The sequence below is a fragment of the Mesorhizobium sp. M1A.F.Ca.ET.072.01.1.1 genome (assembly GCF_004023325.1).
In the GTDB taxonomy this organism is placed as follows: Bacteria; Pseudomonadota; Alphaproteobacteria; order Rhizobiales; family Rhizobiaceae; genus Mesorhizobium.
Genome location: NZ_RZSF01000120.1, coordinates 1 through 17,558, shown reverse-complemented (window position 1 = coordinate 17,558; position 17,558 = coordinate 1). Strand labels below are relative to the sequence as shown.

General features: G+C 59.0%; 17 protein-coding genes and 2 pseudogenes. 16 read left to right on the top strand and 3 right to left on the bottom strand.

The features are described from left to right. Window positions 1-839: MFS transporter (locus tag EOA32_RS17880; RefSeq protein WP_145971312.1), on the top strand; the 839-nt coding region annotated here is incomplete at its 5' end. 261 nt (window positions 840-1,100) lie between these two features. Here EOA32_RS17880 and EOA32_RS17875 read toward each other — a convergent pair. Further along, window positions 1,101-2,132, bottom strand: a pseudogene (locus EOA32_RS17875) (ChuX/HutX family heme-like substrate-binding protein); the annotation flags it as partial. 586 nt (window positions 2,133-2,718) lie between these two features. Between EOA32_RS17875 and EOA32_RS17870 the strand changes: the two are divergent. The 15 genes from EOA32_RS17870 (at window position 2,719) to EOA32_RS17805 (ending at window position 14,220) form a co-directional block, all read left to right on the top strand. Continuing rightward, window positions 2,719-3,039, top strand: coding sequence for an iron-sulfur cluster assembly accessory protein (locus EOA32_RS17870; protein WP_029356570.1), 321 nt, complete (start codon window positions 2,719-2,721; stop codon window positions 3,037-3,039). 17 nt (window positions 3,040-3,056) lie between these two features. Then, complete coding sequence (locus EOA32_RS38665; protein ID WP_165349961.1) at window positions 3,057-3,227, top strand: hypothetical protein; 171 nt, start codon at window positions 3,057-3,059, stop codon at window positions 3,225-3,227. Window positions 3,228-3,385: 158 nt separating this feature from the next. Further along, window positions 3,386-4,597 carry a cysteine desulfurase NifS gene (nifS, locus tag EOA32_RS17865; protein WP_128372446.1) on the top strand — a complete coding sequence of 404 codons (1,212 nt, stop codon included), beginning with the start codon at window positions 3,386-3,388 and terminating at the stop codon, window positions 4,595-4,597. Window positions 4,598-4,777: 180 nt separating this feature from the next. Beyond that, window positions 4,778-5,155 (top strand): nitrogenase stabilizing/protective protein NifW, encoded by a 378-nt coding sequence (gene nifW / locus EOA32_RS17860; protein ID WP_024505239.1) that lies wholly within the window; start codon window positions 4,778-4,780, stop codon window positions 5,153-5,155. 188 nt (window positions 5,156-5,343) lie between these two features. After that, on the top strand, window positions 5,344-6,195 hold the full coding sequence (locus EOA32_RS17855; protein ID WP_126063816.1) for an electron transfer flavoprotein subunit beta/FixA family protein: 852 nt from the start codon (window positions 5,344-5,346) through the stop codon (window positions 6,193-6,195). 16 nt (window positions 6,196-6,211) lie between these two features. Further along, a complete protein-coding gene (locus EOA32_RS17850) occupies window positions 6,212-7,321 on the top strand; it encodes an electron transfer flavoprotein subunit alpha/FixB family protein (RefSeq protein WP_126063815.1) in 1,110 nt (369 codons plus the stop codon). Between the two features lie 10 nt (window positions 7,322-7,331). Next, window positions 7,332-8,636 (top strand): FAD-binding protein, encoded by a 1,305-nt coding sequence (locus EOA32_RS17845; RefSeq protein WP_126080604.1) that lies wholly within the window; start codon window positions 7,332-7,334, stop codon window positions 8,634-8,636. A gap of 12 nt (window positions 8,637-8,648) precedes the next feature. Continuing rightward, window positions 8,649-8,948 (top strand): ferredoxin family protein, encoded by a 300-nt coding sequence (locus EOA32_RS17840; RefSeq protein WP_024505235.1) that lies wholly within the window; start codon window positions 8,649-8,651, stop codon window positions 8,946-8,948. A gap of 396 nt (window positions 8,949-9,344) precedes the next feature. After that, entirely contained in the window at window positions 9,345-9,926 is a 582-nt protein-coding gene (locus tag EOA32_RS17835) for an alpha/beta fold hydrolase (protein WP_287152319.1), read from the top strand. Window positions 9,927-10,626: 700 nt separating this feature from the next. Next, window positions 10,627-10,698: a helix-turn-helix domain-containing protein gene (locus tag EOA32_RS39280; protein ID WP_245467364.1), complete on the top strand. Its 72-nt coding sequence runs from the start codon at window positions 10,627-10,629 to the stop codon at window positions 10,696-10,698. A gap of 273 nt (window positions 10,699-10,971) precedes the next feature. Next, window positions 10,972-12,453: a nitrogenase cofactor biosynthesis protein NifB gene (gene nifB / locus EOA32_RS17825; RefSeq protein WP_024505233.1), complete on the top strand. Its 1,482-nt coding sequence runs from the start codon at window positions 10,972-10,974 to the stop codon at window positions 12,451-12,453. A 29-nt stretch (window positions 12,454-12,482) separates the two neighbouring features. Continuing rightward, on the top strand, window positions 12,483-12,677 hold the full coding sequence (locus tag EOA32_RS17820) for a 4Fe-4S binding protein (protein WP_024505232.1): 195 nt from the start codon (window positions 12,483-12,485) through the stop codon (window positions 12,675-12,677). 85 nt (window positions 12,678-12,762) lie between these two features. After that, window positions 12,763-13,083: a nitrogen fixation protein NifZ gene (locus EOA32_RS17815; protein WP_024505231.1), complete on the top strand. Its 321-nt coding sequence runs from the start codon at window positions 12,763-12,765 to the stop codon at window positions 13,081-13,083. Continuing rightward, complete coding sequence (gene nifT, locus EOA32_RS17810; protein ID WP_024505230.1) at window positions 13,080-13,292, top strand: putative nitrogen fixation protein NifT; 213 nt, start codon at window positions 13,080-13,082, stop codon at window positions 13,290-13,292. Before EOA32_RS17815 ends, nifT begins: the two co-directional genes overlap by 4 nt. 34 nt (window positions 13,293-13,326) lie before the next feature. After that, entirely contained in the window at window positions 13,327-14,220 is an 894-nt protein-coding gene (locus EOA32_RS17805) for an SIR2 family protein (RefSeq protein WP_024505229.1), read from the top strand. 307 nt (window positions 14,221-14,527) lie between these two features. Here the strand turns inward: EOA32_RS17805 and EOA32_RS17800 are convergent, their stop codons facing one another. Then, window positions 14,528-15,094: a sugar O-acetyltransferase gene (locus EOA32_RS17800; RefSeq protein ID WP_024505228.1), complete on the bottom strand. Its 567-nt coding sequence runs from the start codon at window positions 15,092-15,094 to the stop codon at window positions 14,528-14,530. A 582-nt stretch (window positions 15,095-15,676) separates the two neighbouring features. Then, window positions 15,677-16,720, bottom strand: a pseudogene (nifA, locus tag EOA32_RS17795) (nif-specific transcriptional activator NifA); the annotation flags it as partial. Window positions 16,721-17,558 lie beyond the last annotated feature (838 nt).

The following is a 17,558-nucleotide window of genomic DNA, read 5'->3' as shown; positions in this document are numbered from 1 at the left end:
GCATATCGCTTGGTGGTTTTTGGTCTATTTCGGCAGCGTTGGCGATGCGGCTGGTTCCAAGTCACCTCATGCCGCGCGCCATGTCGATCATCCTCACCGGCGTTTCTGTCGCCTCCGTCTGCGCGGCTCCAATCGGCGCTTATGTCGGTGACATTTGGGGATGGCGAGCCTCGTTCAAGGTCGCCGCAATCGTGAGTGCCGTTGCGCTGCTCGTGCAACTCGTAACCATTCCGCCACTGCCTCCGATCGAAGTGCGCAGATTCCGCAGTCCGCTGGATGTCGCGAAGAATCCGGCGATGAAGGTTGCGGTGCTAGTCGTGCTATTGGTCGCTTCCGGCCATTTTGCCAGCTTCGCCTACATCCGCGCCTTTCTCGAGAGCGTTCCTGCGCTCGAAAAGAAGTCAATCCCGCTCGTGTTCCTTGCTTTTGGCACGGCCGGCGTCTTCGGCAATTTAGCCGGCGCATTCCTCACCAAACACAGTCTCAAGGCGGTCGCGGCCCTGCCGCCCCTGCTCATTGCCGTAGCCGCTGTCTCGCTCCTGACTATGGGAGCATCGGCCTTGACCTCGGCAATTGCAGTTGCCGTATGGGGCTTTGCTTTTGGCGCGGTCCCGGTCGGATTGCAGACATGGATGGTGCTACGCGCCGCTCCGAAACAGGCCGAGAGCGCTGGTGTACTGATGGTCATAACCTTCCAAGTGGCCATCGCAGCCGGCACAACTTTCGGTGGCCTATTGGTGGATCACACGGGTATTGCCAGTGTCTTTGTCTACAGCGCGGTTGCCACGTTCCTCGCTGTCTTGACAGTATTTTTGCTCGGCCCGAACCGCAAAACCTGACCGCCTGGTGGGGAGTGACGGTCGGCGGCGTTCACGCTATTGCCACCTCTGAGCTCGGCCCAAAGGCCGCGGCTTCGTCGTAACCATGCGGTCGATGGGGCAGCGCCAAATTGCTTCCTGCTCATCGCGTTGCGATAATACAGCGCGCTTATTGCGTCATCGTGTCCCCGGTCTCGGCTTCAATGCCCGGCTACTGGCTGCGGAGGCAGATGGGCGCCGGCGTCCCACCGACGACGATCGGTCTTTTCTCATGTAGCTGTCGGGGAAACGAGGCAGGTTTTCCGCCAGAACCCGCCAGTCGTCGCGCTCGCGTTCGCCTTCCTTGCGCGCACCGAACAACTGGATGATGATCTTGCCGTCGGACCCATATGCTTCGAGCGAGGTGACGTGACTGTCATTGGTCGGCTTGCGCACGGCCCAAACCTCACGGATTTGGTGGGTCCTGAGATGCAGCCGGAACGTTTCGTCCAGCACATGGATGCACGGCCCGATCTGCTTGACCGACTTGATTAAGCCGGAATGGGTCTGGATAGAACCTCGGTTGCCGACGAAGCACATGATCGGCAATTCGTCTTCGGCCGCACGCTGGAGCACGGCGCCAACTGCGGCATTGTCGAGCAGCCAAGCGTAATCCTGGCCGACCATGCGCAAAGCCTGGCAGCGGCTGAGCTTGAGCGTCTTTAGAAGGTTGACGTCAGTCAGCCGGCTCCAGTGCTCGCGTAGGTCGTCCACCGTGCCGGCCCAGTCCGCAGTCCTCGCGCCCAGGTCGGCTACTCTCGCCTTAAGCGACATGGTCGGCTCCTGGTTGGCGGATACGAGCTCGGCCACCAGCTTTCGATAGGCATGAAGGTTGGAGACCGGCCTGAGATGCACCTTATGCACTGCTGCGCCGGTGGCGTCGAAGAATTGCAAACTGCGCTGGATTCCGCCGCGATGGCGCCTTTCAACAGCGAAACCATACCTCCAAGCTTGCGGGAAGACGCGAAGGTCGAATTCGTCACCAAGGACCATGGCGTGATTGTTGCCGGTTATCACTCTGTTGAAGACGCCAATCTTTTCGTGCACGGCACCTTGATTGCGGGTCAGCGCCGTCACTTCGCCCACGAATTCGAGGCCCGTCAGAACGTGATTGACGCGCGGGTCGATGCGTGCCGCGCCGAAACCGCAATGGGCCGCGACCAGTTCCGCTTCCGAAATGGCCAATTGGGCTGCGAAATCACGCGCGGGAATGTTCGGACAGACTTCCCACGCACGCCGGATTTCGTTGGGCGACCGCTTCTTGCGCTGATCCATGTTTTTACCCCTGCCCCGTTCTTCTTTTGACGATCGATCGAAAAACGGGCCTCAGGGGTGTGCACGGCGGACGCGATCGATCGTCAGGCACATGCCAGTCGAATCCTGTCTCCGGGCGGTCAGCGGCCAATCGCCGGTAGAGAGCGATTGTTGGGTGGTCGGCGCCAATCGGCCGATCGAGCATTCGGGTACCACCGGCGGTGCTGCTTTCCCACTCAAGGCGGGTCTGATGGATCATATTGCTCTCCTTCGTTCTTCGATTGCGAGGGCAACCCAAAGGTGAATCGGCCGGCAATTTTGCCGCCGCAACGAAGGCTTCACAAAAATCGTGCCAGTTGCTCCGCGGCAAGCTCTGAACATCTTTGGCTCTGTTCATTGCTTTACGCGTGAGTGCATCGCGAACTCAGGCGCCCTTCCTGTGACGCGGACGCGACAAATCCGACAGTAAGTGTCGGTTGTCGGACGTCTCCCCAGCAATCGAGCATAAGAGACGTCGGGATGTCCTACGGTTTTTGACACGTCTTCCCTTTGGCACGGTCCATGCGAGATGATCCGCGAAAACGTCGGACCGAGGAGAAATCGAGCCATGATTACGCTCACCGACAACGCTGTTGCCGCCATCAAGGCCGCTCTTTACCGCGCCAGCGAGCCGGCGGAAGGATTTCGCATCATGGTCCATGCCGGCGGCTGCGCCGGCTTCCAATACTCAATGGGCCTGGAGAGCGTCTCACGTGAGGGCGATGCGATCATCGAGCGAGATGGGCTCAAGGTGTTCATGGATAGAGGCTCCCAACCCCATGCAGCCGGCATGACCGTGGACTTCGTCACTGGGCTCGAAACATCCGGCTTTGTTTTCGATAACCCCAATGCGCGTGAGACGTGCGGCTGCGGCAAGTCCTGCAAATGATTGCGAGGGAACAGGCTATGTTCGACTATAGCGACGCCAAGGAATACTGCGTCGAACCGGCACCGCCGGCGCTCTGGAACCGGCCGACACGCACTGTCGGCCCGGAACAATTGCGTTCGGTGATGCGCCAAATCGCGATCATCGATCGTTGCCGTGGGCAAGCAAACAAAATTGCCCGAAACAGCTGAATTCCCGGCAGATGCCGCCACCAAAGGGCAATGTCGACAGCGACCGGTCAGCCAAGCCATCGCTCGCCCGGCCGCCCACCTTACCAGATACGATATGCGCCAGAGGTTCAATGGCCCGCCTACCCTTGAATCATTTCAGCAGTTGAAGGATCACTCCCATGAACCCTGTCTATCTCGACAACAACGCAACGACGCGGGTTGATCCTGCAGTCATTGGAGCGATGTTGCCTTTCTTTACGGAGCAATTTGGCAATCATTCGTCCATGCACGCCTATGGCGCATCGGTTGCTGAAGCCGTGAGAAAGGCGAGGCAACAGTTGCAAGCCCTCATCGGCGCGGGATTCGAGGACGAGATCATCTTCACCTCGGGCGGGACTGAAAGCGACAGTACAGCCATCCTTTCGGCGCTGGAGGTGATGCCCGACCGAACGGAAATAGTGACTTCCGCGGTTGAACATCCGGCCGTTCTGAAGTTGTGCGCGCACCTTGAAAAGACGCGCGGCGTCAAGGTGCACATTATCCCAGTCGATCACCACGGCCGGCTCGACCTGGACGCCTACAGAACCGCTCTCACTCCACAAGTGGCAATCGTCTCGATAATGTGGGCGAACAATGAGACCGGTACGATCTTTCCCGTGGTTAAGCTTGCCGATCTAGCCAGGGAAGTCGGCGCGCTTTTCCACACTGATGCAGTGCAGGCGGTCGGAAGGCTTCCGATTGAGCTGAAATCGACCGCGATCGACATGCTGTCGCTCTCCGCCCACAAGCTGCATGGTCCAAAGGGGATAGGCGCGCTTTATGTAAGACGTGGCGTGCGCTTCTCCTCCATGATCAAGGGTGGGCACCAAGAGCGCGACCGGCGTGCAGGCACTGAAAACACACCCGGCATAGTCGGACTGGGCATGGCGGCCGAACTCGCCTTGAAATTCATGGACGAGACAAAACGAATAAAATGGTTGCGCGACCGCCTTGAGAACGGGATCATCCAGCGCATCCCAAACACATCCATCAACGGCGATCCGCAAGAGCGATTGCCAAACACTGCAAACATTGGATTCGAAGGTATCGAAGGCGATGCAATTCCAATTGTCCTGAGCCGGCTGGGAATCGCCTGTTCCGCCGGGTCCGCCTGTGCCTCTGGCTCACTGGAACCGAGCCATGTTCTGATCGCTATGAACGCGGCATGTGGGGCAGTCCGCTTCTCCTTGTCGCGTGACAACGGCGAAGATGACGTAGACCGCGTGCTTGAGGTCCTGCCTGCGATCACCGAGAAGCTACGGGCCGTTCCCAGTGCTGGACTGTGCGGGCGAGGTGCAGAACAGCTTCATTCCGGCCCGGGTCCGAGCGGCACAATAGCCGACGAGCCGTGAGGTCTTCCTCAACGTGACGACCCTGCGCAATGGAGAGCAGTCAAACTCGGGGTCGCCTTCACCACTTCAGAAAAGCTTGAGATCGCCAAGTCTCTTGCCCAGCCGCCGTGCCAGAGGTCGGCACGCCGTCAGCAATGTCACCAATGCATCGACACCACAATTACGCGCCGGGAGAATACAATGAACTGCTCCGCTGATAGCCGCCCGATCGATCGCACCGATATCCTAGCGCGACTGAAGGGCCTGTCGGCCGCGGAGGACTTCTTCGCCTGCCTTGGCGTCTCCTACGACCCGAAAGTGATGAATGTCTCGCGGCTCCATATCATGAAGCGCGTGGGCCAATACCTTGCCGAAGAAGATTTCTCCGGTCTGCCTAACCAGGTAATCGCCGCGCGGGTGCGCGCCAAGCTGGAACGCGCCTACGAAGATTTCGCGACTTCCTCGCCGCTCACGCAACGTGTGTTCAAGGTGCTAAGGGACCACGATCCAAACATATGTCCCGCACCTGGCCGCGCCTTCGTCCCGCTCGACTCTGCACTGAAGCGGTTCGGAAAGTAATGAGCCCGACACGGCTGCGACGCGACAATGTCGAGAAGTCGACAAATCCAGTCCTCATGACGCCTCCTCGGAAGCAAACGAAGCCACCTTCTGGAATAGAGGCAGGAAGACGACTTGGCATGAACGATGCAGGCAATGAGGCGAACCGCCAAGCACGAATCCGGACTGGGAGCTTAGAGAAACCGCCAATGCATATCGTAATCTGCATCAAGCAGGTGCCGGATTCGGCACAGATCCGCGTGCACCCGGTGACGAACACGATCATGCGTCAGGGTGTTCCGACCATCATCAATCCTTACGACCTGTTCGCCCTCGAAGAAGCGCTCAAACTGCGCGACGTTCATGGTGGCGAGGTTACTGTGCTCACAATGGGTCCGCCCATGGCGGAGGACTCGCTGCGAAAGGCGCTCGGTTACGGTGCTGACCGAGCAGTTCTCTTGACGGACCGCTATTTTGCCGGATCCGATACGCTGGCGACTTCCTTTGCTCTTTCGCAAGCAATCGCAAAAATTGGGGAGACTTTCGGCAGGCCGGACATCGTCTTCACCGGCAAGCAGACGATTGACGGCGATACCGCCCAGGTCGGACCGGGCATAGCCAAGCGCCTAGATTTATCGCAACTTACCTATGTCGCGAAGATTGCCTCCATCGATCTCGATACGCGAGAGATCGAAGTCGCGCGTCGCGCCGAAGGCGGCACCCAGTTGCTGAAGAGCAGACTCCCTTGCCTCATTACCATGCTGGAAGACACCAACGAAATCCGCCGGGGCTCGCTCCAGCAGGCTCTGTGCGCGGCGCGCAGGCAAGTCGTGAAGTGGACTGCAGCCGACGCCGGCATTGACGATCTCACCCGGTGCGGTCTGCGTGGCTCGCCTACAGTCGTCAAGCGTGTTTTCGCCCCCACCGCACGGGCAGAAAGGGCGGCGCAGATCGACACCGCGGAAAGGGGCTTGCAGGACATAGCCGATGAACTCATCGCCGATATCTTAACCCGCCGGCCGGCGCTGGAACATGAGCTGGCCTTCAACAGCGGCACGTGACGGCCAGGAGCAGAAAATGTCGACCGCAAGCCAAACCACCCCTCGCATTGCCCCCGGCCGTGCCGGTGTAAAGAAAGAACTTCCCGACCATTTCAAAGACTACCGGCACGTGTGGGTCTTCCTCGAGCTCGAACGCGGCAATGTGCATCCTGTATCATTCGAACTGCTGGGCGAAGGCCGCAAATTGGCCGACAAGCTTGAAGTCCAGCTCGCGGGCGTCGTGCTGGGACCGCCGGGCGAGATGGTCGAGGACGCTGTTGCCGAGGCCTTCGCTTACGGGGCGGATCTTGTCTACATCGTCGATGCGCCGCCGCTCGCCGACTACCGGAACGAGCCGTTCGCCAAGGCGCTCACGGATCTGGTCAATACCCATAAACCCGAAATCCTCCTTCTCGGCGCGACCACACTGGGCAGGGATCTTGCAGGCTCGGTAGCGACGACCCTGCAGACGGGGCTCACGGCCGACTGCACCGAACTTGATGTAGATTCCGACGGTTCACTCGCCGCGACCCGTCCGACTTTTGGTGGCTCATTGTTGTGTACGATCTATACACTAAATTACCGGCCGCAAATGGCGACGGTGCGACCAAGGGTCATGCCTATGCCGCAACGGGTGGATAAGCCGGTCGGGCGTGTCATGCGGCACAAGCTGTCGCTCGTTGAGGACGATATCGTCACCAAAGTCCTCGGCTTCCTACCGGATAACCAGTCGGCAATGGCAAATCTTGCCTATGCGGATGTCGTGGTTGCGGGAGGCCTCGGTCTCGGAGCGGCGGAGAACCTTCAGCTTGTGAAGAATCTTGCCCGAGCGATCGGCGCCGAGCATGGCTGTTCGCGCCCCTTGGTCCAGAAGGGCTGGATGCCGGCTGATCGACAGATTGGACAAACTGGCAAGACCATTCGACCGAAGCTTTACATCGCGGCCGGAATTTCCGGCGCCATCCAGCACCGAGTTGGGGTCGAGGGGGCCGATCTCATCGTCGCGATCAACACCGATCCGAACGCGCCGATTTTCGAGTTCGCCCACCTCGGGATCGTCACGGATGCAATCCGCTTCCTGCCCGCACTGACGGAAGCCTTCACCCGGCGGCTGTCGCCGCACAGTCGAGACAAGCTTGCGAGTTGAGGGAGAGGACATGATTGAACAATTCGATGCCATAGTGGTCGGAGCCGGCATGTCTGGAAACGCAGCTGCTTACACTTTGGCAAGCCAGGGGCTGAAGGTACTGCAGTTGGAGCGCGGGGAATATCCGGGCTCTAAGAACGTCCAGGGTGCCATAATGTACGCGAACATGCTGGAGAAGATCATCCCGGACTTCCGGGATGATGCGCCCCTCGAGCGGCACCTGGTCGAACAGCGACTTTGGGTGTTGGACGACACGTCTCACACCGGAATTCATTACCGGTCGGACGACTTCAATGAGGCGAAACCCAACCGCTACACGATCATTCGCGCCCAGTTCGACAAATGGTTTTCCCGCAAGGTGCGCGAGGCTGGCGCGACGGTCCTGTGTGAGACGACCGCGACGGAACTCGTCCGTGATGGCAATGGCAAGGTGATCGGCGTCCGCACAGACCGGGCTGGCGGAGTGGTCTTCGCGAATGTGGTCGTTCTCGCAGAAGGGGTGTCGGGATTGCTTGGCACTCGCGCAGGCCTGCGCGAGATGCCGAAGCCGGAGACCGTGGCGCTTGCCGTCAAGGAAATGCATTTCTTGCCCGAAGAGGTCATTGGCCAGCGGTTCGGGGTCAAGGGCGATGAAGGCTGCGTAATCGAGGCCGTGGGCACGATCTCTCGCAGCATGGCCGGGCTCGGCTTCCTTTACACCAACAAGGAGTCGATATCACTCGGCATCGGCTGCCTGGTCTCGGATTTCGCCGCGACGATGGAGAGCCCGTCCGCCCTCCTGGATGCGATGAAAAACCATCCTTCGATCCGGCCGCTGATCGCTGGCTCGGAGGTGAAAGAATATGCCGCCCATCTTATCCCCGAAGGTGGTTACAAGGCCATTCCGCAGCTCTTCGGCGACGGTTGGGTCATCGTCGGCGACGCAGCGCAACTGAACAATGCCATTCACCGTGAGGGTTCGAACCTTGCCATGACCTCGGGTCGTGTCGCGGCTGAGGCGATCATCAAAGTCAAAAGCCGCAACGGTCCTATGACCAAAGCGAACCTTGCGCTCTACAAGACGATGCTGGATGACTCCTTTGTGATCAAGGATCTTAAGAAATACAAGGACATGCCAGCCTTGCTCCACACCAATTCCAGCAACTTTTTTGACAGCTATCCGCGGCTGATGTCGCATGCCGCTCAGAACTTCATGCGTGTCGACGGCACGCCGAAGATCGAGAAGGAAAAGAACACCACGGCCGCCTTCATCAACGCGCGCTCGCGCTGGGGGTTGGTCAGCGACGCGGTCCGCCTGGCATTGGCATGGCGCTGAAGAGGGTACAAGATGACGATCGCAGTGACGAAGGTTCGTGTCGAGGACAAACTTTACCAGAACCGCTATCTGGTCGATTCCGGCCGCCCCCATATTATAGTGCGACCGCACGACAAGCCAAGCGCGAACTTGCTTGCGTTGACCTACGTCTGTCCGGCGAAATGCTATGAGTTGAATGACAAGGGTCAAGTCGAGATCACCGCCGACGGCTGCATGGAATGCGGCACCTGCCGGATATTGTGCGAGAAAGGCGGCGACATCGAGTGGAACTATCCGCGCGGCGGCTTTGGTGTCCTGTTCAAGTTCGGATGATCAGCCGGGACCGTGCCAAGAGCATGCCGGCAGCGAGCAACTGCGGCACACCATGAGCCTCTCCATCCACTTGCAAAGAGCTAGTGAATATTGGCCTTTCGCAATTCAAATTTCCTTGACTCGTTAGCGGTGTCCTCAGGCCACGGCGCTGCCCTGTGCGCCGGACTTACCACCGGTCACGTGGTCGAGCCCCTTTGGGACAACGCCCGGCCATCGTGCCGGATGGCAGCCACAACGGCCGGTGAGCAAGTGGAACGGCACAACCCATGGCAAAGACGTATGTGCTAGTGCATGGTGCCTGGCATGGCGGATGGTGTTGGCGGGACGTGGCTGCCAATCTTCGCAAGATGGGATGCCACGTGACCACGCCGACCAGGTGTCGGCGAACGCGCACGTTTGCTGTGCAAGGACATCACGCCCGACACATTCGTGACCGACATCGTCAACCACATTGTGACGGAAGAGCTGAGCGATGTGATCCTTGTCGGTCACAGTCTAGGCGGCATCAGCATCACCGGCGCCGCCGACCGGATACCCGACCATATCAGCCATCTCGTTTATCTCGACAGCGCCATCGTCGAGAGCGGTCAAAGTGTATTCAGCACCATGCCCCCCGACATCGTCGCGGCCCGTCGAAAATTGGTTGCGGAGGAAGGACGGGGTATCTTCATGCCGACTCCGCCGCCAACAGCATTCGGCATTCCCGAGGGACACTCGCTCACGGACTGGGTGCGGCGCCGGATAACACCGCATCCGGCAGGCACCTACGAAAGCGGACTTAAGCTCGAGCACCCGCTCGGCAACGGCAGACCCCGAACCTATGTCGTCTGCACTAATCCACTCCACCCGCCGATGGCGGGAGCGCGAGAATGGGTCGCGAAGCAGGATGGCTGGGCGTGGCAGGAACTCGCCACTGGCCACGACGCAATGATCCTCGCGCCGACGGAAGTTGCTCTCCTTCTTAGCGCAGTCGGCTGAGGAACCAAGTAGGGTGAGCGGCGGCCGATTCTCAGGCCGTGGCCTTGAGCTCTGGTGCACGGATAGGCCCAACGGGTCGTTCCGGTGGCGCCACCGAAACCACTAGGCGGGAGTGGCCTGTCCTGCCGACGTCGCAAGCTTGCGAGCGTTCCGCCGCGGCCGCAGCCCGTAGCGCCGGGCAACCTCCGAGATCACCGCGTCGGCTCCAGGGTCTCGGAATGACTCCGTGCCTTGTCGTCCATCGACCAATGCCGCCGACCAACAGCGCCGTTGATCACCCTCGAAAACGCCGAGGCTGCCGCTCAGGGTCAATCGTAAGTTCAAGTTCAGACACAAGCCGATCTCCGATCCACCTCAGAATCGGCAGGCCCACAGATCGCGGGTCCTCCTGGAAGGACACAGCGCTTACCCTTGAAATATGGAGAACCATGGCTTTGCGCCGTCGGCAGTTGAGCTGATCTCGCAATGCTATTTCCCCGGCAACGTCCGAGCCGGAGAACTGCGTGCTTGGCGTTCTCCTCTGGAAGGAACCAATCTTTCGGAACGTGGCAATGTCATCGACGAGCTCTCACGGGCCAGCACGATGCCGGTTCGGCGCATCGGCGCCCCCTGAACACGAGATAGCCACTTGCGATTCTAACGATACGGCCGGACGGGGGCTGAGACCGCGGCGGACGGAGCGTGACGGCTGATCGACACAATGGAGAAGGCCGGCTGGGTTCAGGCTAATGCGGCTCGAATTCTCGGCCTCAAGCTGCGACAAGTCGGCTAGGCGATACGCCGGCATAGTATCGAGGTGAAGGAAATTCTAAGAGCCTGATGAGCCAATCGTCAGGCCAGTGGTCTTGCGCGCCCTGTGCGCGACAAGGAGTGCTTCGTGCTTCTGAACGGATTTGGACTTGCACTGTCGCAAGCAGGACAAAATTGTGTCGCGCCGGCCTGACACAATGCGATATCGACCCGAATAGTGAACTGAAGCCGCTTTTTTCAGTTGGTATGGCTCTTGCACCTTGAACCGCGACGTTACCAGCAACGGAGCCGTTTGATGTCCTCACCGACAGTTTCGATTGAGGGGCCGACTAGCACGACATCCGAGGGTTTTCTGGCAGCCGCGAAATCCGGTGGCTGCGCATCGTCCTCCTACGGCTCGTCGCCGACCAGCCCGGGCGAAGGGGATCCGGCTATTTGGGAAAGGATCAAGGATCACCCCTGCTTTTCGGAGGAAGCGCATCATTATTTCGCGCGTATGCATGTGGCGGTCGCGCCGGCTTGCAATGTCCAGTGCAACTATTGCAATCGCAAATACGATTGCGCCAACGAGAGCCGGCCTGGTGTTGTGTCTGAGAAGTTGACGCCCGACCAAGCGCTACGCAAGGTCATCGCCGTTGCCAACAAAGTTCCGCAGCTTTCGGTTCTTGGCATCGCTGGGCCGGGGGATGCCTGTTACGATTGGGAGAAAACGAAGGCAACGCTCGACCGCGTCATCAGGGAAATCCCCGACATAAAGCTGTGCGTCTCCACTAATGGGCTCGTGCTGCCGGACCATGTCGCCGAGCTTGCCGAAATGAATGTTGATCACGTGACGGTCACCATCAACATGGTCGACCCGGAAGTCGGCGCGAAGATCTATCCATGGATCTTTTATGAAAATCGCCGCTACTTCGGCATCGAAGCCGCTCGAATCTTGCACGCGCGGCAGATGCTGGGCCTGGAGATGCTGAGCGCGCGCGGCATCCTCACCAAAATCAACTCGGTGATGATTCCTGGAGTGAACGACCAGCACCTGTTTGAGGTGAACAAAATGGTCAGGGAGCGGGGCGCGTTTCTGCACAACGTGATGCCTCTGATTTCGGACCCGGCGCACGGTACCCACTACGGACTCATCGGGCAGCGCGGCCCAACGGCAATGGAGATGATGGCTCTTCAGGATCGACTTGAAGGTGGCGCCAAGTTGATGCGCCACTGCCGGCAGTGCCGGGCAGATGCTGTCGGCCTGCTCGGTGAAGATCGTGGCCAGGAATTCACGCTGGACGGGATTCCCGACGATGTCGCCTACGATGCTGGCAAGCGTCAGGCCTATCGGCAGGTGGTCGCACACGAGCGCCGTGATCATGAGGCGGCGAGGAGCGAGGCCATCGGTATGGTCAAGGCAACAGACTCCGAAAAGTCGCTTCTGGTTGCGGTGGCCACTAAGGGAGGTGGACGGGTCAACGAACACTTCGGCCACGCGAAGGAATTCCAGGTTTATGAAGTCTCGCCTAGAGGGATCAGCTTGGTCGGGCATCGGAAGGTCGAGCGGTATTGCCTCGGAGGCGGGGGCGAAGACGCCATCCTCGAGGGCGTCATCGCAGCGCTCGAAGGCATACACATAGTGCTATGCGCCAAGATCGGAAATCGCCCGAAGGAACAACTCTCGCGAGCTGGACTGCGCGTAACCGACGCCTATGGCCATGACTACATCGAGACCGCAGTCAGCGCACTTTACGCGGCAGAGTTTGGGATCAGACCACTAGCGGCGACGGCCTGAGCCGTCTCGTCCGATAACCAGGAGTTAGAATGGCTTTAAAGATCATCGCATCCCAATGTACCCAATGCGGGGCCTGCGAGTTCGAATGTCCTTCGGAAGCGATCAAGTTCAAGGGCGACGCCTATGTGATCGATCCAAACAAGTGCACCGAATGCAAGGAGGCCTTCGATACGCAGCAATGCGTGTCGGTCTGTCCGGTACCGAAAACCTGCGTTCCCGCTTGATTCCTACCGAAACGGTCGGGTTCGCCGCACGACGACGCCTGCAACCCGCGACCACAACAAAAGCCTCGAGAAAGGAATGGACAGCATGTGGTCCAGACGCGAACAGGAGGTCGAAATCGGCAGACCGCCACGGTTCATGCAGGGTGAGCGGGTCCGTGCGATACGCCACATAAAAAACGACGGCACCTATCCCGGCAAGGAGATCGGCGAAAACCTCGTGCGGAAGGGCGACGAAGGCTACGTGCGCGACATTGGAACCTTTCTCCAGCAATTCTTCATCTATGCGGTCGAATGGATCGATCGTGGCACGGTCGTCGGCATGCGAGCGCGCGAACTCATTAGCCTCGACAAAGTCGAGGTTCCCTGCGGAGCTGAAGGCATTTCCAACGGGGGAACAGCCGGATGAAAGTAATGATTCGCAGGACCGCTACTGGCTTGTCGGCTTATGTCCCCAAGAAGGATCTCGAAGAGCCGATCACCGAGATTGAGAACGCTGACTTATGGGGCGGGACCGTGACGCTCAGGAACGGTTGGCGGCTCATGCTGCCCGACCTTCCGCGCGACACGCGTTTGCCGATCACCGTCGAGGCGATGAAGATTTCCGACGGGGCCTGATGCCGGTGGGTTCAGTGGCGGAGAGGAAACGCGTATGAACACGATGCTGAGCTGGGACCATCTCGTCGTCGTCCGGGGCAGTTTTGCCAAAAAACTGATTGACCTGCTGAACGGCGCTCTCAAGGCCGATCGAGTGATCCCCTATCTCGGTCCTGGTCTTCTGCAGCTTAACCCACCGGAATCACCTGTACCTTGCACCCCTGAAGATGTCGCCGCGGCCCTCAACAAGCGGGCGCCTGCCCCTTCCAGGATTCGCACCAATATGTGGTCGGTCGCGCAGTTTATCGAGCAGCGCCGACATCGTCGGACTCTCCAAGCGTGGATGGCGGAGATATTCGCAGCCCCCGCCGAGCCGACCGTTCTTCACGCCTGGCTCGCAACCCTTCAACTGTCTGTCATCATCGACAGCTGGTACGATGGCGCCATGCGAGCAGCCCTTGCAGAGGCCGGCCAAACAGACGTTGTCGAGATACAAGGAACGACGCGCGCGACCGGAATCGGTAACATCTGGACGAGAACTTACGATTTGTCAGGAACAGAACTCGAGGCCGAACAAGTGGCTAGGACGGTGCTCTATGCGCCGCACGGCAGCGTCAGGCCGGCGGCAAACTTCCTCGTGGCTGATTCCGATTACGTCGAAGTCCTAACCGAAATTGATATCCAGACGCCGATCCCGGACGCGGTGAAGCAACGGCGCGTCAACCGGGGTTTTTTCTTCGTGGGCTGCCGCTTCAACGATCAGATGCTGCGCACATATGCCAGACAGCTGATGAAGCGCTCCACTGGCCCACATTTTGCGGTGATCGATTCGGCTACGCTGACCAGAAACGAACGTCGTTTCCTTGCCGAAGGCGCAATCACGGTCATCGACATGCCGATCCGCAACGCCGCGGCTCGCCTCGTCGGGGTCGATGCTAGCCAGGATTAATGGCCGGCGATTGCTGGTGAGTCGCTGCTTGCCTCCAAGGGCGAAAACTCAGTTGGGAATACATTCGTGAGTAGTAATGCTAGTGGCAGCACAACGTAGGCTCTGAATTCGTTGGGCGATGTGAAAGGGTCCGCTGCTGCGGGACGTGAGCACGTTGCGGCGGCATTACGCACATGATCTTGTGACCCCCGTGGCAAAAGAACTGAAGCGCCCGAGTCGCGACAACATATGCAGCGCTCAATGGCTTCGACAAAAATTCGGCACAGTTTCGACAGTTCGCATGCACCTCCAGGGTCAACGAGGTTGATTATGCCTGTTTATGTGGGTCGGCCACGCGAGCAGGAATTCCCACTACCTTTGCCCCGGCGGGAACATCTCGTGTGACCACGCAGCCAGCGCCTACCACTGCATTATCACCAATCGTGACGCCAGGCAGAATGATTGCTCCACCGCCGATCCAGACACGGCTGCCAATGTGAACAGGACGCCCGACCTGCAGGCCGGCCTGCCGCTGCTCGGCATCATGTGGATGATCGGCGGTATAAATCTGCACAGCAGGCCCAATTGCCGTTCCTTGCCCGATTTTGACCTCTACCACGTCAAGAATAACGCAGTTGAAGTTGATGTAGGCATTGGCTCCAATGCGGATATTGAATCCGTAGTCGCAAAAAAAGGGCGGACGGATGACCGTTCCGCGCCCAACCTCTCCCAGCCGCTCGGACAAAAGCTCATGCCAATGCCCCGTGGTCTGCCCCAGCGTATCATTGTACCGCTTGAGCCAAGCCCCGGTGGCCAACAGGTCAGCTTGGATCTCCGGATCCGCCGCATTGTAAAACTCGCCTGCGAGCATCTTTTCTTTTTGGCTACGCATCATAGTCTCCCGTCAGGTCGTGTCCCGTACAGTGATGCAGGAACGCACATCAAACTGCCTCGGCAACTTTGTAACTCGGTCTTGCCGGGCGCGCGGTCGGTCACGAGCCGGGGCGACAGTTTCGTCTCGACCAACTTCCGCGAATTTGGATATCGCAGATCAACCGGTCGCAGGGGCCAATACCTGACGAGGTCGGCAACTGTCCAGCGGTCGAACTCACTTTCATGCCCATCTCAGATTGCGTGATATCGAGCGGTAAGCCATCAGCTAATGTATCGACCAGGTCCCGCCAGCGGAGATCTGCGCGTCGCCTCTACGCATGCTGGCGTGTCACCAATAATACATCGATTATTTCTGGATCCAGGCACGTCGAATTGATTTGCCTTGCGGTGTAGAGCGAAGTTACTAGCCATAGGATTACTCCTTTTTAGTTTGTCAGTCGCAGAGCCCCAGTATGACTACGTGGTAGAAAGCACACGGCCGGAATCTTGGCAGCGCTGTTCACACCCACTTCGTAAGCCTGGCCGATGGGCTCGCCAGAGCACCAATGCTTGACCTGCTCCAGCTCTTGCTCGGCGGGTTGTTTCAGAGACGCTTGATCTCGATACCGCGTTTTCTCAGCACGTAGCCGATCTGGCGCGGGGTCAAACCGAGCAGGCGCGCCGCCTTTGCCTGCACCCAGCCACACTTTTCCATGGCAGCAATGACCGTATCGGCATCGGGCACCCTACCACGACTCGTGGCAGGGCCTATCGGCGCTTGCCCGTCGCCGACGGGCGGGGCGGCACAGGCGGCGGAAGGCTGGATCGTAGTCGACTTCTCTGACGTCGGCGGTCCGTTCTTCCACAGCGCCGCGGCCAAGCACTGATCCGCGTAACAGGCAAAGTCAGTTCTGAGGATTGATGGACCCGTCGCCAGAACTGCCGTCCGTTGAACGCAGTTTTCGAGCTCTCGGATGTTGCCTGGAAATTCGCAGTTCATTAGCACCTCAATCGCTTCGGGAGCGAAGGTCAGCGTGTGATCATTCTCAGTATTGAAATTCTTGAGAAACTGAGCGGCCAAGAGCGGAATATCACCTCGCCTTTCGCGCAATGCCGGCACGCGTAAAGTGACGACGTTGATGCGATAATAGAGGTCTTGCCGGAACTCCTTGCGTTGAACTGCCGTTTCCAAGTCCCTGTTCGTTGCGGCAATCACGCGAACATCAACTTTAATGGTGTGGTTGCTGCCGACGCGCTCAAACTCCTGCTCCTGCAGGACACGCAGCAGCTTAGCCTGGAACGAACCTGATATTTCGCCAATCTCGTCCAGAAACAATGTGCCTTTGTCGGCAGCCTCAAAGCGCCCCTTGCGCAAACTGCTCGCGTCGGTGAAGGCACCCTTCTCATGACCGAACAAGTCAGATTCCAGAAGCGTCTCGGTGAGCGCCGCGCAATTGACCTTGATGAAGGGCTGCTTGGCGCGAGGCGAGAGCTCGTGAATGGCTTTGGCAACCAGCTCCTTACCGGTTCCGGATTCACCTCGCAACAGGACCGTAGTCTTCGCCTTGGCCACCTTGACAAGGTGCTCACGCAGCTTGCGCAGCGCCTGACTATCGCCAAGCATCTCCTTGCTGATCTTTTTACGTTCCATTTGGCAGCCCATCCCACTCCGCCACCCGCCGGTAGAACTGCACTGGACGGTGAGCTGTGTTGTATTTCGTCATCATCATTCTCGATCTCACCTTTGTTGCTTCGAAATTTTCGGCGCGCGGACGCCCTCGGCAAATGGCAATGGCGCCTGAGCATCGTTGCCTTTCACCAGGACGAGCGTCTTCCTCCGCGCGGGCGCTCGCAATATGCGGTTTGCGCAGGCCTTTACTCGACCGGTCGCTGTTCTGTCCGGCTTCTGCCGCACCGCAGCCTGCAAACTCATCCTTGACAAGAAAGGAGGGGAGTCAACCGAGCTCTCCTTGCATTTATGCAAGGAAAATTGTCAGTTTGATAGAATTCTATCAAAACGGCAGAAACGCCCCGCCCCAGTTTGGCTGTACCTGCGGCGTTCAGCGTACGTGACGACATGTGCGGACTTGTCCCAATTGCCATCCGAGTTGTGCGGAACAGTAGCTGCTGCGCTGTTCGCTTCAACCGCGTGAGGCCGGAGACAGTAGAGACGGCGGCTCGTCGAGCGAGGTTTCATTGTTCGGCTACTAAACCGGCTGTCCTTTGGTGGGAGTTGGTTTCGCCCAAGTTCTGGGCCTGGGGGCGTCTAGCCCGTTTCGCCGCACAGGCTCCTTCCACATCGTCGAGGCCGAGAAGGAGGGACCCCACAGCTCTCCCTGTATCACAATGCCCCGCCCCTCAAGCAGCTAGATACGACAGGTGACCTCAAATGAGGCGTCTTGCATGGCTTCTACACCTGCCTGAATGCCAGAACTGCGTTCGTACCGCCCATGGCGAAGGCGTTGCTCATGGCGACGCGCACCTTG